10 protein-coding genes and 1 pseudogene are annotated in these 15,111 nt (G+C 41.9%); 6 read left to right on the plus strand and 5 right to left on the minus strand.

The window, feature by feature from the left end; genetic code table 11:
- Positions 1-15: 15 nt before the first annotated feature.
- From UABAM_RS26345 to UABAM_RS26360, 4 genes are all read left to right on the plus strand, one after another.
- On the plus strand, positions 16-1,473 hold the full coding sequence (locus UABAM_RS26345; RefSeq protein ID WP_151970975.1) for a pyridoxal-phosphate dependent enzyme: 1,458 nt from the start codon (positions 16-18) through the stop codon (positions 1,471-1,473).
- A 405-nt stretch (positions 1,474-1,878) separates the two neighbouring features.
- The gene (locus tag UABAM_RS26350) at positions 1,879-3,240 is read left to right on the plus strand and encodes an efflux RND transporter periplasmic adaptor subunit (protein WP_151970976.1); all 1,362 of its coding nucleotides are present in this window, start codon (positions 1,879-1,881) and stop codon (positions 3,238-3,240) included.
- Entirely contained in the window at positions 3,237-6,341 is a 3,105-nt protein-coding gene (locus tag UABAM_RS26355) for an efflux RND transporter permease subunit (RefSeq protein ID WP_151970977.1), read from the plus strand. The genes UABAM_RS26350 and UABAM_RS26355 overlap by 4 nt, the downstream gene beginning before the upstream one ends.
- Before the next feature lie 13 nt (positions 6,342-6,354).
- Positions 6,355-7,302: a lysylphosphatidylglycerol synthase transmembrane domain-containing protein gene (locus UABAM_RS26360; protein ID WP_151970978.1), complete on the plus strand. Its 948-nt coding sequence runs from the start codon at positions 6,355-6,357 to the stop codon at positions 7,300-7,302.
- Here the strand turns inward: UABAM_RS26360 and UABAM_RS26365 are convergent.
- Positions 7,279-8,499, minus strand: coding sequence for an OmpP1/FadL family transporter (locus UABAM_RS26365; protein ID WP_151970979.1), 1,221 nt, complete (start codon positions 8,497-8,499; stop codon positions 7,279-7,281). The genes UABAM_RS26360 and UABAM_RS26365 overlap by 24 nt on opposite strands.
- A 372-nt stretch (positions 8,500-8,871) precedes the next feature.
- Here UABAM_RS26365 and UABAM_RS26370 point away from each other — a divergent pair, with 372 nt between their 5' ends.
- Positions 8,872-11,691 (plus strand): polysaccharide deacetylase family protein, encoded by a 2,820-nt coding sequence (locus UABAM_RS26370; RefSeq protein WP_151970980.1) that lies wholly within the window; start codon positions 8,872-8,874, stop codon positions 11,689-11,691.
- A gap of 93 nt (positions 11,692-11,784) precedes the next feature.
- On the plus strand, positions 11,785-13,017 hold the full coding sequence (locus UABAM_RS26375; protein ID WP_151970981.1) for a serpin family protein: 1,233 nt from the start codon (positions 11,785-11,787) through the stop codon (positions 13,015-13,017).
- Between the two features lie 238 nt (positions 13,018-13,255).
- On the opposite strand, the gene UABAM_RS34295 is transcribed toward UABAM_RS26375, so the two are convergent.
- The 4 genes and pseudogenes from UABAM_RS34295 to UABAM_RS26390 form a co-directional block, all read right to left on the minus strand.
- Positions 13,256-13,438 (minus strand): hypothetical protein, encoded by a 183-nt coding sequence (locus UABAM_RS34295; protein WP_368239218.1) that lies wholly within the window; start codon positions 13,436-13,438, stop codon positions 13,256-13,258.
- A gap of 12 nt (positions 13,439-13,450) precedes the next feature.
- Positions 13,451-13,813: pseudogene (locus UABAM_RS26380) on the minus strand (peptide-methionine (S)-S-oxide reductase MsrA); the annotation flags it as partial.
- Between the two features lie 386 nt (positions 13,814-14,199).
- Positions 14,200-14,469 (minus strand): TIGR03643 family protein, encoded by a 270-nt coding sequence (locus UABAM_RS26385; protein WP_261343915.1) that lies wholly within the window; start codon positions 14,467-14,469, stop codon positions 14,200-14,202.
- A gap of 97 nt (positions 14,470-14,566) precedes the next feature.
- A complete protein-coding gene (locus UABAM_RS26390; RefSeq protein ID WP_151970984.1) occupies positions 14,567-15,103 on the minus strand; it encodes a gamma-glutamylcyclotransferase in 537 nt (178 codons plus the stop codon).
- Positions 15,104-15,111: the final 8 nt, after the last annotated feature.

The following is a 15,111-nucleotide window of genomic DNA, read 5'->3' on the forward strand; positions in this document are numbered from 1 at the left end:
ATAAAGAGATTTTGTATGATAGACTTAACCACAAACGAAAAACAATTGGCAAATGTTGTACAACGTGCCAAAGAAAAAAATATCATTATTCCCACTTTTGCTCAGCAAAAAAATCCAGATCTTATCCCGGGAAAAATAAAAGATGAATTGAAAAATATTGGTTTAGAAGATCTTCATCCGCGCAATTTATTTCGTATATCGTGGAAAAACGAACCACAAAAACACGGTGGATTGTACGGAAGTGTCAACTATGTAGAAATTCCTCCCGAAATCTCAGGAGTAAAAGCACGCATTTTTGTCATCCTTGGTCACTGGTTTCCCATCCGTGCTCACAAGGTAGGGGCGACGTTCGGTTGCCTGGTTCCACAACTAGTCACCGGTCAGTTCGATCCGACCACCCATGAAGCGGCATGGCCGTCAACAGGAAACTTTTGTCGTGGAGGTGCTTACAACAGCGCTTTGTTAGGGTGTAAATCCATCGCCATTCTTCCTGAAGAAATGAGCGCAGAGCGTTTTGAGTGGCTCCAAAAAGTCGCTGGGGAAATTATTGCCACACCTGGCTGCGAGAGCAATGTAAAGGAAATCTTTGACAAGTGCTGGGAACTAAAGAGAGAACGCAAAAACGTAGTTATTTTTAACCAGTTTGAAGAACCCGGTAACCACTTGTGGCATTACGCTGTCACAGGAAATGCAATGGTAGAAGTACTAAAGAACAATATGCGTGAAGGGGACCGTTGTCGCGCGGTAATTAGTTCCTCCGGATCAGCCGGAACCACCGCATGTGGTGATCTTATCAAAGAGGTATTCCCACAAGCCAAAATCGCTGTTGCGGAAGCCTTACAATGCCCAACGTTACTATACAACGGCTTTGGTGGCCACAAAATAGAGGGTATTGGAGATAAACACATTCCATGGATTCACAATACACGCAATACTGACCTCGTCGTTGCGGTTGACGACAATCATTGTATGAATTTATCGCGACTCTTCAACGAAGAAAAAGGGCATGAATATCTAAAAACGCAAGGTGTTAGTGACGAAGTCATTGCCCAACTACCGCTTTTTGGTATCTCCGCTATTTGCAATTTACTATCGACAATAAAAGTAGCGAAATACTACGAAATGGACGAAAAAGATGTTCTCATTACCGTAGCCACCGATGGCATGGACCTATACCAAACACGTATAGAACAGTTACGCGAAGAATTTGGCGACTATCGCGAAATCGACGCAGCAAAAGACTACCATGCTTCTTTGATGGCGACAACATTGGACAATATGTTAGAACTGACTTATTACGAGAAAAAGCGCATTCATTCACTAAAGTACTACACTTGGGTAGAACAACAACAGCGCGACGTCAAAGAACTCGACGCGCAATGGCAAGACCCACAGTACTGGAAAAAAATTCACGCCATGGAAGAGAAAATCGACGAAAAAATTATGGAATTCAACGAACGTGTACAGGGATAGACTCGATAGGCGGATCGTGATCCGCCTGTCTTAAACGTTTACAAAAACTCGCGATAGCCTACCAATCGAAAATCATTCTTTGAACTAAAACATAATGACTTGTGCTAGTAGAAAGATACTACTTTTATACGTTCCCGATCCCGAACCCGATCCCGTTCCCGAAAATTGAGCAATCATAGATGTATGAATGAATACAAGGATTGTTGAATGTTACCAAAAGTTAGATTTTTTTTGAATATTAGTAGCGTGTTACGGTATTAATATTACATTTTTTGTATTATTGTGAAATTAGAAAATAACTTTGTTCTCTTGCGAAACGGGAACGGGTTCGGGATCGGGTTCGGGATCGTATTACATGTGATACCAACATATAGCCAAGCCCAAACGTACAACTTAGGAGTCATCATGGAAAACACCCACTCAAAAATTCGCATCGCCATTAAATACACAATACACATAACACTTACCGTGGTCATTATCACCATGGGGTATTTCACCAGCACATACTTAATGAAGTCGAAACCCAAGGTGCGCAAGCGAAAAGTAGAACGCGAAGCTTTTGTGAAAACAGTCACCATGATTGCCAAGGATCACGCTACTCATATTACAGCGATGGGAAATGCGACTCCTTCGCAAAGAATCGATATATTCCCACAGATAGGCGGTAGAATACTCAAAATTTCTTCTTCTCTTGTCCCTGGAGGATTTTTGAAACAAGGAACAACGATTGCTCGCATTGATCCGATTACAGAACAACGTAATGTTGCAGAGGCAAAAGCACAATTGGCGATTGCCAAAGCGCGTTTGCGACGTGCACAGCGAGATTATACTGTTGAAGAACAACGTTTAGCGGTAGAACAAAAAAAAGCCAATGCCACTCTTAAATCGGCACAAAAGCAATATGAAAACGCTTTGCAACAATCACAGCGTCAGGAACAACTTTTGCAACGCAAACTGACCAGCGAAGAGGTATACGAGTTAGCCAAAACCACTACCATTCAAAAATCTGCGGAATTAGAAACCGCTCGTTTGCGTCTAAATGAACTAAAAACCGAGCGCAAAGCGCTTACGTTAAAAACGCAAGATATTGAACTGGCAAAACAACAAGTGAATTTACAAGCCATACTTTTGGAGAAAGCACAACAAAATCTCGAATACACAAACATCAACATTCCTTTTGATGCTTTTGTCATTTCTAAAAGCGTAGGTCCAGGCTCTACAGTTACGACCAATACCAACATTGCCACAATTGTTGCCGTAGATTATTACTGGATTGAGGCAACGATTCCCGTAAGCCAGCTATCATCCATTCACATACCCATAAACAGCAAAGAACAAGGAAGCAGTGTCAAAATTTCCCATCGATCGTGGGCGAACGTTTTTCGCACGGGTAAAGTGGCGCGATTGTTACCTCAAATAGAGCCAGAGGGCAAAATGGCACGCATTCTTATCAAAGTAGAAGATCCGCTACTACGTTTGCAAAAAAAAGCAGATAAACCAGTACTCCTGTTGGGATCATTTGTGCGTTTGCAAATTGAGGGTAGAATTTTAAAAAATGTCATACAAATTCCTCGCGAACATATTCACGATGGTAAGTTTGTATGGATCTTTGCAAATAATTCTCTACAAAAGCGTGCCGTAAACATTGTTTGGCGTGAGAAAGACGATGTTTTTATTGATAGTGGAATTTCTACGGGAGAAAAAATGATCGTATCGCAAATTCCGGGAGCAGTAACAGGTATGACAGTGAAAGAGATTCAACAATGAAAGAAAAAGGCTCTATTGCGTGGATGACCAAAAACTCCGTTGCCGCCAATCTGGTTATGTTTGTGTGTATGATAGGTGGTTTTTTTGCTCTGGGTTATATAAAACAAGAGGTTTTTCCTGAAATAGAACTCGATGTGGTTCATGCTTCCGTCACCTACCCAGGTGCTAGTCCTGAAGAGGTAGAAAAAGGTATCGTAAAGCCCATTGAAGAAGCCATACGCAATCTTGAAGGTGTTAAGGAAATACAGGGACAAGCTGGAGAGGGGGTAGGAACAGTTACTGCCGAGCTTGTCGAAGGGGAAGATTTGCAAAAGCTCGCCACCCAAATCCGCGATGAAGTTGAGCGCATACGTACATTTCCCGAAGATGCCGAAGAGCCAAAGGTGCAAATTCTTTCGCGAAAAAGACAAGTTCTTGACTTAGTACTTTATGGTGATGTCGATCGCCGCGCACTACAATACTATGCGGAAATTGTGCGTGACACTTTGCTACGTGACCCCAACATTACTCAAATAGAGCTTTCTGGCTTGCCTGCAATGGAAATTGGTATTCACGTCTCACAGGAAACTTTACGTCACTATAACCTCACCATTGACGAAATTGCACGGCGTATACGCAGCGCGTCTTTAGAGCTTCCTTTTGGAGCGATCAAAACTTCTCATGGAGAGATACTTTTGCGTATGACCGAACGTCGCGACTACGGAAAAGAGTTTGCACAAATTCCCATTATTAGTAACCGTGGTGGTAGTGAAATCACCTTGGAAGAAATCGCCACAATTAAGGATGGCTTTGAAGAAAGTGATTATATCGCAACCTTTGACGGCCAACCAGCGGTCATGTTAGAAGTATTTCGCATCGGTCGTCAAACCCCTATTGAAGTTTCCTCTGCCGTGAAAAAAAACCTCGAAAAACTACACAAAATTTTACCAAAAAGCTTAAATGTCGCTATATTACGCGATCGCTCGACAATTTACGAACAACGCATTGATTTACTACTACGTAATGCGGCTTTGGGATTACTGCTGGTACTCATATCATTGGGATTATTTTTGGAAATTCGCTTGGCGTTCTGGGTAATGATGGGAATCCCCATTTCTTTCCTTGGTTCCATGTTGATCTTACCGTTTACCGGGTTGTCACTAAATATGGTATCGCTGTTTGCCTACATAGTGTCTCTTGGTATTGTCGTTGATGATGCGATTGTCATTGGAGAGAATATCTACCAGTACCGCGAGCAAGGCTCTTCATTTCTCCAAGCATCCATTAAAGGGGCGCAAGATATGGCGACCCCTATCACCTTTAGTATTTTGACAAATATTGTGACTTTTATGCCACTTTATTTTATGCCCGGACGTATGGGGAAATTTTTCTGGCAAATTCCCATGGTAGTCATTACCGTATTTACCATTTCCCTTTTTGAATCCCTGTTTATTTTACCTGCTCACCTAGGTCACCAAAAAAAATCGTCACAGAAACCACAGGGCGTCATCTATAATGTTCAAAAAGCGTTCAGTGGTACTTTAATGTGGTTTGTACACAAAGTATATAGTCCACTCCTGCGCTTATTATTGCCTTTTCGCTACATCGCACTCGGAGTTTCCATAACTATTTTAATGATCGCTATCGCATGGACGACGAGTGGACGTTTAGGATTCCAATCGTTTCCGCGCATTGAATCCGATTACTCCAATGTGAACATAGTGATGCCTTTTGGAACGCCTATAGACAAAACGTTTGCCATTAGTCAGCGTATTGTAGATGCAGCAATAGGGGTACGCGATGAAATTGAACAACAATTTGTCAAAGGTATTTTCTCCGAAGTGGGCAAGGACGGTAGTCACAATCTACAAGTGCGTACGTACTTAGTGGACGCAAACATCCGTAAAAAAGTGGGAATTTCCACTACCGACTTCACGAACAGGTGGCGAGACAAAACAGGAGAAATCGTTGGTGCCGAATACGCACGTTTTGCAGCAGATTCAGGAGGGCCCAGTAGTGGTGCCTCACTAACCATTGAATTAGCTTACGACGATGCAAAAATATTAGAAGAGGCCAGCAAGAAACTCGCAGCGGTGATCCGAGAACTACAATACACTGCCGATGTTGATGATGGCCATCAAAAAGGCAAGGAACAACTGGACTTCACCATTTTACCCGAAGGCAAAGCTTTGGGATTGACGTCAGCACAAATTGCCCGTCAACTTCGCAATTCCTATCTTGGCGCAGAGGTCACACGCCAGCTTCGTGGACGTAATGAAATCAAGATAAAAGTACTTTTAGAAGAAGAAGAACGCATTAGTGAATACAACTTAGAACAAATGGTGGTACGTACTCCCAAAGGACCCGAGGTTCTTTTAAGCGAAGTGGCAACTTGGCGACGAGGGTATGCATACACAGCCATAAGCCGCCGTGATGGGCGTCGCGTGGTACAAGTAACGGCAAATGTGGTACCGCGTAGCAAAACACTTGAAGTCATCAACAAAGTCTCCGCAGAGGTTCTACCCGAATTGCGAAAGCTATACCCAGGACTTACGTTGAGTTTTGAAGGTCGACAGGCAGACAATCGCGAATCGCTTTCTAGTTTGCGCAATACCTTTATGCTGGCTCTATTTGTGGTGTACGCCTTACTCGCAATTCCCTTTCGCAGCTACATACAACCGCTCATCATTATGTTTGCCATTCCTTTTGGCTTTGTTGGGGCAATCCTCGGACATATCATCATGGGGTATACACTTTGTATTCCTAGTATCTTAGGTATTATTGCTCTATCAGGTGTTGTTGTGAATGACTCTTTGGTTTTAGTGGATTGTGTGAATCGCTTGCGTATGGAAGGCGAAGAGCATACCCCGACGGCGATGATAAAAGGTGCATGTCAGCGTTTCCGACCCATCTTATTCACAACGATCACCACCTTTTGTGGTCTAATGCCTATGATTTTTGAGACATCGCGCCAAGCGAAATTTTTAATCCCCATGGCAATTTCTCTTGGTTTTGGTATTGTATTTGCCACATTTATTACGTTGGTTTTGGTTCCGTGTTTGTACATGATTATCGAAGATATTCGCCATATGTACCAAGTCTGCTCTAAGTACCTAGAATAAGAAATTACCTTTCATGCAAATACTTATTTTTATTGTCGGCCTGTCTTTTATTTATTGGTTTATTTCACAGTTAGACTGGCACCAAGTTTCCATTTTACTCTTAAAAATAGATCCTGGTGAAATGGTCATTTGGATATCCATCAATCTTGTGATATTTTTGTTGTTTTGTACGAGAACATGGCTCATTTTTCGCGAAATAGACCGCTCCATTGGTTTTGTTAGCTTGGCAAAAAACCGTTTGGTGGGTTTTGCCGTAAGCTACATCACACCAGGACCTCTTGTGGGGGGAGAACCATTACAGGTTTATTTACTCAAAAAGGTAAACAATATACCTACCGCATCGGCAACTTCGGCGTTGTTTATCGATCGCTATATAGATGTTTTGGCAAACTTCACTTTCATTGTAATTGCCACAGCTATGTTATTCTGGGACGACATTTCCCTCATTTTATCGCTAACGATTGCATTATTTTTTTTCGTCTACATTAGCGTTATGATTTTTTACATAAAAAAAATCACCGTAATTTCATTCTTGGCGAAGAAAATATATTTCTTGCAGAGATTCTATAGTTTCTTTCACTTAGTCGAAACGCAAATCATTGCTTTTTTGCATCAAGCGAAAATGGCATGTCTACAGCTTTTTTTTCTTTGTATACTAATTTGGGGAATGACGATTTATGAAGTGTGGTTTATATTACATGCGCTGGACCTAAACCCATCTGTCGTTGATACCATCACCGTACTTCTCAGTCTGCGTTTGGTGCTGTTAACGCCTTTTCCTGGAGGAATGGGGGTCTTAGAATCCAGCCAAATGTGGGTTATTCAATATCTCGGTTTTGATAAGAACGCCAGTGCCATCACAACGCTTCTTGTTCGTAGCCGCGACGCTTGCTTTACGATTTGCGGTCTATGTTACTGGAAAAAATTCTCACGTCATTTAAAAGAGCGTTCGCGTCTTTGAATCGTCGTTCTGTGGGCCACCAAAACGATAGCGTATCATCACATAAGCAATATGCGCCGATGTTGTTTGGTCGGCGTCCAGAAACGCGGGGTTTTTGCTAGTTTTGGTGTTAGGTATTTCAAAGTCGTAAGAAAAGTCAAAAGTCCAATTGCCTACATTTATTCCATACCCTATGGTAACATGATGCTCAATAATCGGAGAGAGTGTGGGAGTGATGCTGATGCGTGCCGCAGGATTTTCTCCGTAATTGTACCCCAAGCGAAATGTATGGTCTCCCCATACGTATTCTCCACCTATCGCCATGGATAGTTGATTGCGCCAATCCAACGGGGCGACCAGTGGATTGGGATTGACAGAATTATCGGCATTGTCGCGCAAAAACTCCAACTCGCGAAACGAATCATTCCACAAATAGTAGGAAAAATCCATACCGATAGTTAAGTTGTCCGTAATAGCATGTGCAATTCCCAATTCAAAAACATGAGGAATTTCAAAACCAAGTATTTCCAGATCTTGTTTGTCATCACCCTCTTCAAAATCCCCTTCAAAACGCACGGGCATTTTTGTGGTATAAACAACACCCAACGTCGTGCGAAATAGTTGGTAGAAAATTCCGAATTTTCCACCAAAAGCGATGGCATCTGCTTCAAGTTTATGCCCGCCAATCACCGCCAACTCGGAAAAATTGTCGGACTCAATCGTAGAGTAGCCCACTTCAAAACTAGCACCAATAGACAGATTTTCTGTAATGTGTAGCGCCATAGTAGGAACGGCTTTTATTAAGGCAAATTGCGATTTTAGTGTCGCCTCTAGACCACCACCTAATTCAAAATTGCTATAACTTGCACCAGCGCCAACGATCGGATAGATTCCAAAACCAAAAGAAATGGGCATGTCGCTCAAGCGGTACGCATAGGCAAACGCGCCAAGAGGATATACTTCGAAATCGGGACTCTGTGTCCCCTCTCCAGATTCTACATAGGTAAAAGAAGTACTAGCCCCCAAAGTCCCCGAGAAAGTATGTGGATGAATCGTTGTGATATTCGCCGGATTAGAAAAAATTCCTGTCGCATCTCCGGGAATCGCCAACTCAACGCCTCCCATACCACCACCACGTCCATTGACACTTATGTTGTAAATCGAATTCCCTGCAAATAACATCTGAGTGAGTAGTAAAAATAGACCTATTTTTTTCATGGCAGCATACCTATTTTGAGCAGATTTATGACAACTTCACATTACCGTCTTGTTCACAAAGACAATTATACACTTAAATATATTAAAATACCATAAGATATTTAAGGCATTTACATCTCATTCTCAATTTTTCGGTGGTTTACGAAAAAACTATACTAAAACGCAGAAAAAAGCACCATGGTGTACGTTTCCGAAAATCTTCCCCATAAAGCAATGATCGTCAATTTTACCAGAAAATGTATTTACCCATAGTAGTGGTATATGCTAAAATTGAAATATAGTACTTTATTACATCAATTTACAATCTTAGTAGGGAGTACGAGAAGAGTTTATTCTATTTCATATCTCACCGTTTTCTCGTAACACACAATTATGAAAAAATTTTTGATCATTGTTTTGCTACTGTCTTTTTGTATTTTTGCACAAGATGATAATAGCGAAAACACTAGAAAAAAAGTTGCGGCAACACATCTATACCATATGCATATGCCCAACTTTTGGCCGTACTTCGATGTAAACTCTTATGATAGTATACCTAACGGCGAAAGAATACAATACAAGTTAGACGGCGATATTATCTTGTGGAAAGAAGCGGGCAAAAAACTCCCCTTTACCCCACACGATGATCTACGTACATACTATGCTCATGATGCAAAACAAAATGGATACACCAATCGTCCGCCAAACAAAATTCGCGAGAACAACAGCCGTTGGCCAATGTCAGGCGCACAGTTAACTTTTTCTGGCTCGCTGATGACCAATGTGGAAAACCTTGCGGCTTTGAATATCCATTTTTGGCCTAATTGGGCAGGTAACTTCCGCGATGTATACTACAACACCAAGACACAAAACGGCTTTCGTGCATTAGACTTTGTTTATTTCACTTACCATCACAGCATGGGACCTCTGATTGGCCCAGAGTATTTTGAAAAAGAATTGCGCATGCACGAACATATCAGCGGCGCTTCTTTCTTTATGGGACAAGGCTACAAAGCCTCAAAAGGATTTTTCCCAACAGAGCTAGGCTTTTCGGAAAGACTCATTCCTACGTTGCGTAAACTCGGAATTGAGTGGTCTTTCGTATCGAATGTGCACTTATCCCGCGCTCTTGCGGATTATCCCAATGTCGATTTAACACACACCAACAACTTGATTAGTCCGCCAAACAAAGCATACATGACGAACACCTCTGGACAAGGCAAGTGGCATATTGAACCCATTTTCAACCAAAATCGCGAAGTCACCAACAAATATCCATTTTCGGCTTTGCCACACTGGGCGAAATACGTAGACCCTGCTTCAGGCAAAGAAGACAAGATAATCGTTGTTCCTGCCAACCAGGCCGCCAGCTGGCAAGAAGGTTTTATGCAAGTAGGACCTGAACTCGCCGACAATGTTGTCGCCAACGCCGGATCAACAAATCGCCAATGCATTTTCGTGACCGCAAAAGACGGAGACAACTCTAGCGGTTATGGTAGTGGGCAAGATGGATATAACAACTCAACACGCATATATTCCGGTGGAAGTATTGAACCGATGACCGTCCAAGAATATTTGCGTAAAAATCCTGTTCCTCAAGATGATGTCGTTCGCGTCGAAGACGGATCATGGATCGATACCGGTGACTCCCCTGGAGACCAAAACTGGTACCATTGGCAATTGCCTCCTGGAAGATGGCAACACCCGCAAAAAAAAGGCAGTGAGCCTTTCACTGCTGACTTAGAGACCGGTTATCATTTCCAAATGCGTTTTTATGCTCTTCTACAGGCATACTTAAACTACGCAATCACGGCGGAACAAATTCAAGTAGATTTCAATAACGGTGCTCCACTGCGTATCGACCAAATCACCAACCCTATAAAAGGAAACGCAAATTTTGCGGAACTAGGTTGGTATTTTCTCTCTTCATCTCTTGACTCTGGTTTTGCATACTACGGTGAAAATGTCGATGACACGATGAAGCCAATCGTGGGCATGGAAAACTCACTACACTTCACCAAAAAATTTGTCGAAGAACACAAAGACAAAGACAAAACAGGACCAACAATGTGGTGGGTACAACGCTGGCCAACAAATCCTGGTGGATTAAATCGCGACAAATCAACCGGCTGGGTGAAAAGAACTTTCAACAACCACTTTGCCATCTACACTTATGCGTACGATGTTGCTGGTATTGATAAAGTCACTCTAAAAATACGCGTTGACAATGACGGAGTAAACCCCATCGGAGACAATGCCAACGAAGTTTATGACCCAAATAGTGTTCCTTCTGTAAATGCAAATGCCGTTGGTTCTTGGGTTGAGTACGACATGACGCGTCGCAAACTTCCCCCAAATGGAATGCCAAGAGATAAAAATTACAACGACAAATACTACAATCCTCTTCCTGCATCGATTTGTGGAGAACTCTACTACACATACTTAGAAGATTATGAAAATTGCCTGATTGATTATTACATCGAAGCTGTGGACAGTCGTGGTAATGTAAAACGTTCGGAAATTCAACACGTTTGGATAGGAAATCGCCAGGGAATCAATCCATTTGTCACCCCTGTAGATCGCATCAAAATTACCCAAGCCACCACCAACCCCAAATCGGGACAAACAGGTGAAAAGGTAACATTCAACGTTACGGCACAGCTAGAACAAGATAACGAAGGCCACCCACATGAAAAGGTCCTACGACTATACTTCGAACGTGCCACAGCGAAAAGCCATGTTGCCCACTGGTGGTTTAGAGAAACAAGCAATGGTCCAGCGATTGCTCCGGATGCTGCATATCTCCATCCAGAATTCAAGCACAAAGTAGGTAGCGACGGCAAGAGTATTGACAGTGAAATGAAATACGATGCCGACAAAGACAAGTACTATGTCGAAATCGGACCTTTCACCAAAGAGCAACGTCCCAAATACATTGGACACATGCTCGGCGCACCATTATGGACAGAGCAAGCAGAAACAAAAATTCACTACAGCGTTAACGCCAAGGACATTGTTGTTGAAATAGACTTCTCTGCCATAGGCGAAGGAAAACAAAAAATGGAACTTACTTCCATGAAAGACAACGAATACTTTTTCGTATTGCAAAAAACCATCAAAGGTAACTCAGGTAACTACTCGTTTCCCATTACCGCAAGAGTAGGTTCTGACGTAACCAAAAAAAGCTATTCTTTCAAATATGAAATTGAATAGTTTTTTGTAAACGACAGAAGTGTACAAGGAAATGAACAAGCAAAAGCCCAGAATGTTTCTGGGCTTTTTTATTTTTAGCTGAGGAGAAAATAAATGAGATACGTTTTGTGTCTATCAATATGTGTTTTTATGTTACTGGGCTGTTCCGCAAATTTGCCTAAACCTAAATTTCCCCAAAAAGAAACCGCCACCGATGTGTCCCAACAACAAATAGATGCTTTGGTAACAGGAAACAATACTTTTGCGTGGGAACTATACAAAAAGTTAACCACCGAACAAAAAAATGTATTTTTTTCTCCATATAGTATTTCGACCGCTTTGGCAATGACATATGCAGGAGCAGCGGGTAATACCGCCCAACAAATGCAAAAGACTTTGCACTTTCCCTCCACAAATCCACACCCCTCTTTTTCGGCACTCATAGATGCCACGCAGCCGACAAATGCACTGTACAAACTATATGTTGCCAACGCGTTATGGGGACAAAAGGACTATGATTTCTTGCCAGAGTTTTTGCAAACAACGGGAAAAAACTACGGTGCCGGGTTATTTGAAGTCGATTTCAAAAAAGAAACGGAGCAGGCGCGAAACACGATTAATCACTGGGTCGAACACAATACACAACAAAAAATAAAGGAATTACTTAAACAAGGAACCATCAAAGACAAAACACGCTTGGTGTTGACAAATGCTATCTATTTCAAAGGCGACTGGTTACATCCATTTGATGCCAATGACACCTATGATCAAACATTTCACTTAAATAAAAGCGAAAACGTACAGGTGGCGACGATGTCACAAAATGAACGAGCCTTTCTACATTACCAACAACCAGATTTTCAAGCGGTGTCTTTGCCTTACAAGGGAGAAGAAGTCGAAATGATTATTTTTCTGCCAACAGAAATTGATGGTATCCAAACCATCGAAGCGCAACTCACCGCTGAAAAAGTAGCGAGTGTTAGAGGAAAGATGGAAAGAAAGAGTATGATGCTAGCACTGCCCAAGTTTAAAGCAGAATCAGAGTTTGAATTGGGTGAAGTACTTGAACAATTAGGGATGCAAGATGCATTTACCGAAGGTGTAGCTGATTTTTCCGAAATGACAACAGAGGAGCGCTTGTTTATCTCCAAAGTTGTACACCAAGCCGTCGTCAATGTCGACGAAAAAGGTACAGAAGCAGCTGCGGCAACAGGTGTTGTCATGAACGCAGAAAGTGCTGTTATGGTAGATGTGCGTTTTATCGTCAACCGTCCCTTTGCGTTTGTGATATCCAATGCAAAAACCGGCAGTGTACTATTTGCAGGTCGTATTGTCGATCCACGCTAGTGATTTTTTCTAGTGTTCTTTGGAACTACAAAACAACCATCGGGGTGTTCTCCATAGGAGTGTCATCCCTGACTTGATCAGGGATCCAGGCGCTTTGAAGTTTACTTCATATTGTGGATTCCTGATCAAGTCAGGGATGACACCTTGTGGTAGTTTCGTTTTAATAAAACTGAAGTTCACTTCAGGAAACGGTTATCCCGCATTAAGTGGGATGACACTAGAGCCATAAATAATAGCCTTAGCGTTTTACCATTTTGCTCAATGCTTTTTGTAATTTCTGCGAAAGCCCATACTGATCTAATTCTTCCTGTAAAAGCTTCTGTGTACCATCGCCACCAACATACCCATTGAGTCGCGCCGCAACAGTAGAATTGACAAAATCAGAAAAATGGGGGTAGTAATCGTGGAGCTCTTTTGCCATCGACTTGCGATTTTGCAACCAGTATTTTTGGTGGTAATCTTCCGCAACATAAAATTCCCCCACCGGCAAAATCGCGGTTTTAATCTCTCCTGTTTTTGCAAACGCTTTACTAGTTTCTACCGCTTGCTGTTGTTGCTGTTTGTCATGATAAAAAACCGCAGGTCTATACTGAATGGACCATGACGGTCGACATGGATTATGACTTTTCCAAAAAATATTCAATAAATCCTCATAGGAAATAACGTTTGGATCGTAATCGACCTGAAACGCTTCGGTGTGATCTCCCATCCTTTGATATGTAGGTGACTTTGTTGTGCCACCGCAATATCCAACACGTGTGCGAAAAACGCCTTTGATGCTACCAAACTGGGCATCTGGTCCCCAGAATCAGCCCAATGCGAAAGTAGCGGTGTGCAATGTTTCCGGGATACTAGCATCTAAAGGTGGTATGTTTTGCGAAACTTTTTTACTGGTTAAAAACATTCTCTTTCCTTTCGTAGACGACACTTGCTGTTTTCTTTCCTGAATTGTAGAAGTGTTTGTTCGCGTATTATCACAGCTCAACAGAAACACTATACAGAAAACCCATAAAATTTTTTTTGTGGACATTTTTTCACCTCTTTTTCATTACACTGTGAGTCACAGAATTTACAAATTTCTCTTTTAGTCTCGAAAAAGTAGATTTCCTTACTCCTATTTTGTAAATTTTGAACCATGTGTGCTAAATGCCACAAACATCTATATTTATACAGTGACCACAACTAGTAGCGATTTTTTTGCGTTTTACAGCGAAAACGGCTCACTTCGGGATTGCGTAGTTTGAGATGTTTTGTCTTGCGGCTGTTTACTCTTTTACGCCACATTTTCCAGCTAGAGGGTTTGAGTTCCTGGCGCATCAAACGCACTACTTCGTCTTCCTTCAAACCAAACTGCGTTTTAATCGCTTCAAAGGGAGTACGATCTTCCCATGCCATTCCGATAATACGGTCAACTTCTCTTTCCGAAAATTCATATTTTTTGCTAATTTTCACACCTGCCTCCTGTTCTATATATTCAACAAAAATATCCGCAAAATACATATATATAATACAGTAAGTGTTTTACTCTTTTCAAGAGTAAATTGGTATGCTATGGTCGTTGTTGAATTTTTTGCAAATGTTTTTCTAATTCAAACACATGATCATCTACCACTCCCAGGGAACGCAAACTCGCTGCGAGTTCTAGTAAATATTCACTGTTTGTACCACTCGGTCCTTTGCAGTAATGGATTTGCTCTGCCATCTCCTGCATCGAAGCAGGTCCAAGATAACAAGGGTTTTCCTCCGATGCGACATATGTGTATACTTTGCACGCGACATTTTTGCGGCAATGAAATTTCATTTCATAACGATGAAAACCACATTTTTCGCGATGATCCAGGTAAGAAAATGTTGTGTGAAACGCCGTAGAAGAAATTTGGTAGGCCACTCCCCAACATTTAGATTCCGGCTTTGGCAGTAAAGTGGCTACACGTCCAGGACTTTCCTCGGTTCCGCGATGATCTGGAGAACCTTGATAAAAAAAACGCTTCCAGCCTTCGATATAACCTATACGGCTGTCTAAAAAATCAAACCCTGGTCTCCATACCAACGAACCGTAACCAAAAATCCAAATATTTTCGTCCATTTTGTTTT

The organism is Candidatus Uabimicrobium amorphum, assembly GCF_009002475.1.
In the GTDB taxonomy this organism is placed as follows: domain Bacteria; phylum Planctomycetota; class Uabimicrobiia; order Uabimicrobiales; family Uabimicrobiaceae; genus Uabimicrobium; species Uabimicrobium amorphum.

What these genes read in the sequence shown, in the direction of transcription:
- UABAM_RS26345 (WP_151970975.1), top strand. Translation starts at nt 16, where the DNA reads ATGATAGACTTAACCACAAACGAAAAACAATTGGCAAATGTTGTACAA.
- UABAM_RS26350 (WP_151970976.1), top strand. Translation starts at nt 1,879, where the DNA reads ATGGAAAACACCCACTCAAAAATTCGCATCGCCATTAAATACACAATA.
- UABAM_RS26355 (WP_151970977.1), top strand. Translation starts at nt 3,237, where the DNA reads ATGAAAGAAAAAGGCTCTATTGCGTGGATGACCAAAAACTCCGTTGCC.
- UABAM_RS26360 (WP_151970978.1), top strand. Translation starts at nt 6,355, where the DNA reads ATGCAAATACTTATTTTTATTGTCGGCCTGTCTTTTATTTATTGGTTT.
- UABAM_RS26365 (WP_151970979.1), bottom strand. Translation starts at nt 8,499, where the DNA reads ATGAAAAAAATAGGTCTATTTTTACTACTCACTCAGATGTTATTTGCA.
- UABAM_RS26370 (WP_151970980.1), top strand. Translation starts at nt 8,872, where the DNA reads ATGAAAAAATTTTTGATCATTGTTTTGCTACTGTCTTTTTGTATTTTT.
- UABAM_RS26375 (WP_151970981.1), top strand. Translation starts at nt 11,785, where the DNA reads ATGAGATACGTTTTGTGTCTATCAATATGTGTTTTTATGTTACTGGGC.
- UABAM_RS34295 (WP_368239218.1), bottom strand. Translation starts at nt 13,438, where the DNA reads ATGGCAAAAGAGCTCCACGATTACTACCCCCATTTTTCTGATTTTGTC.
- UABAM_RS26390 (WP_151970984.1), bottom strand. Translation starts at nt 15,103, where the DNA reads ATGGACGAAAATATTTGGATTTTTGGTTACGGTTCGTTGGTATGGAGA.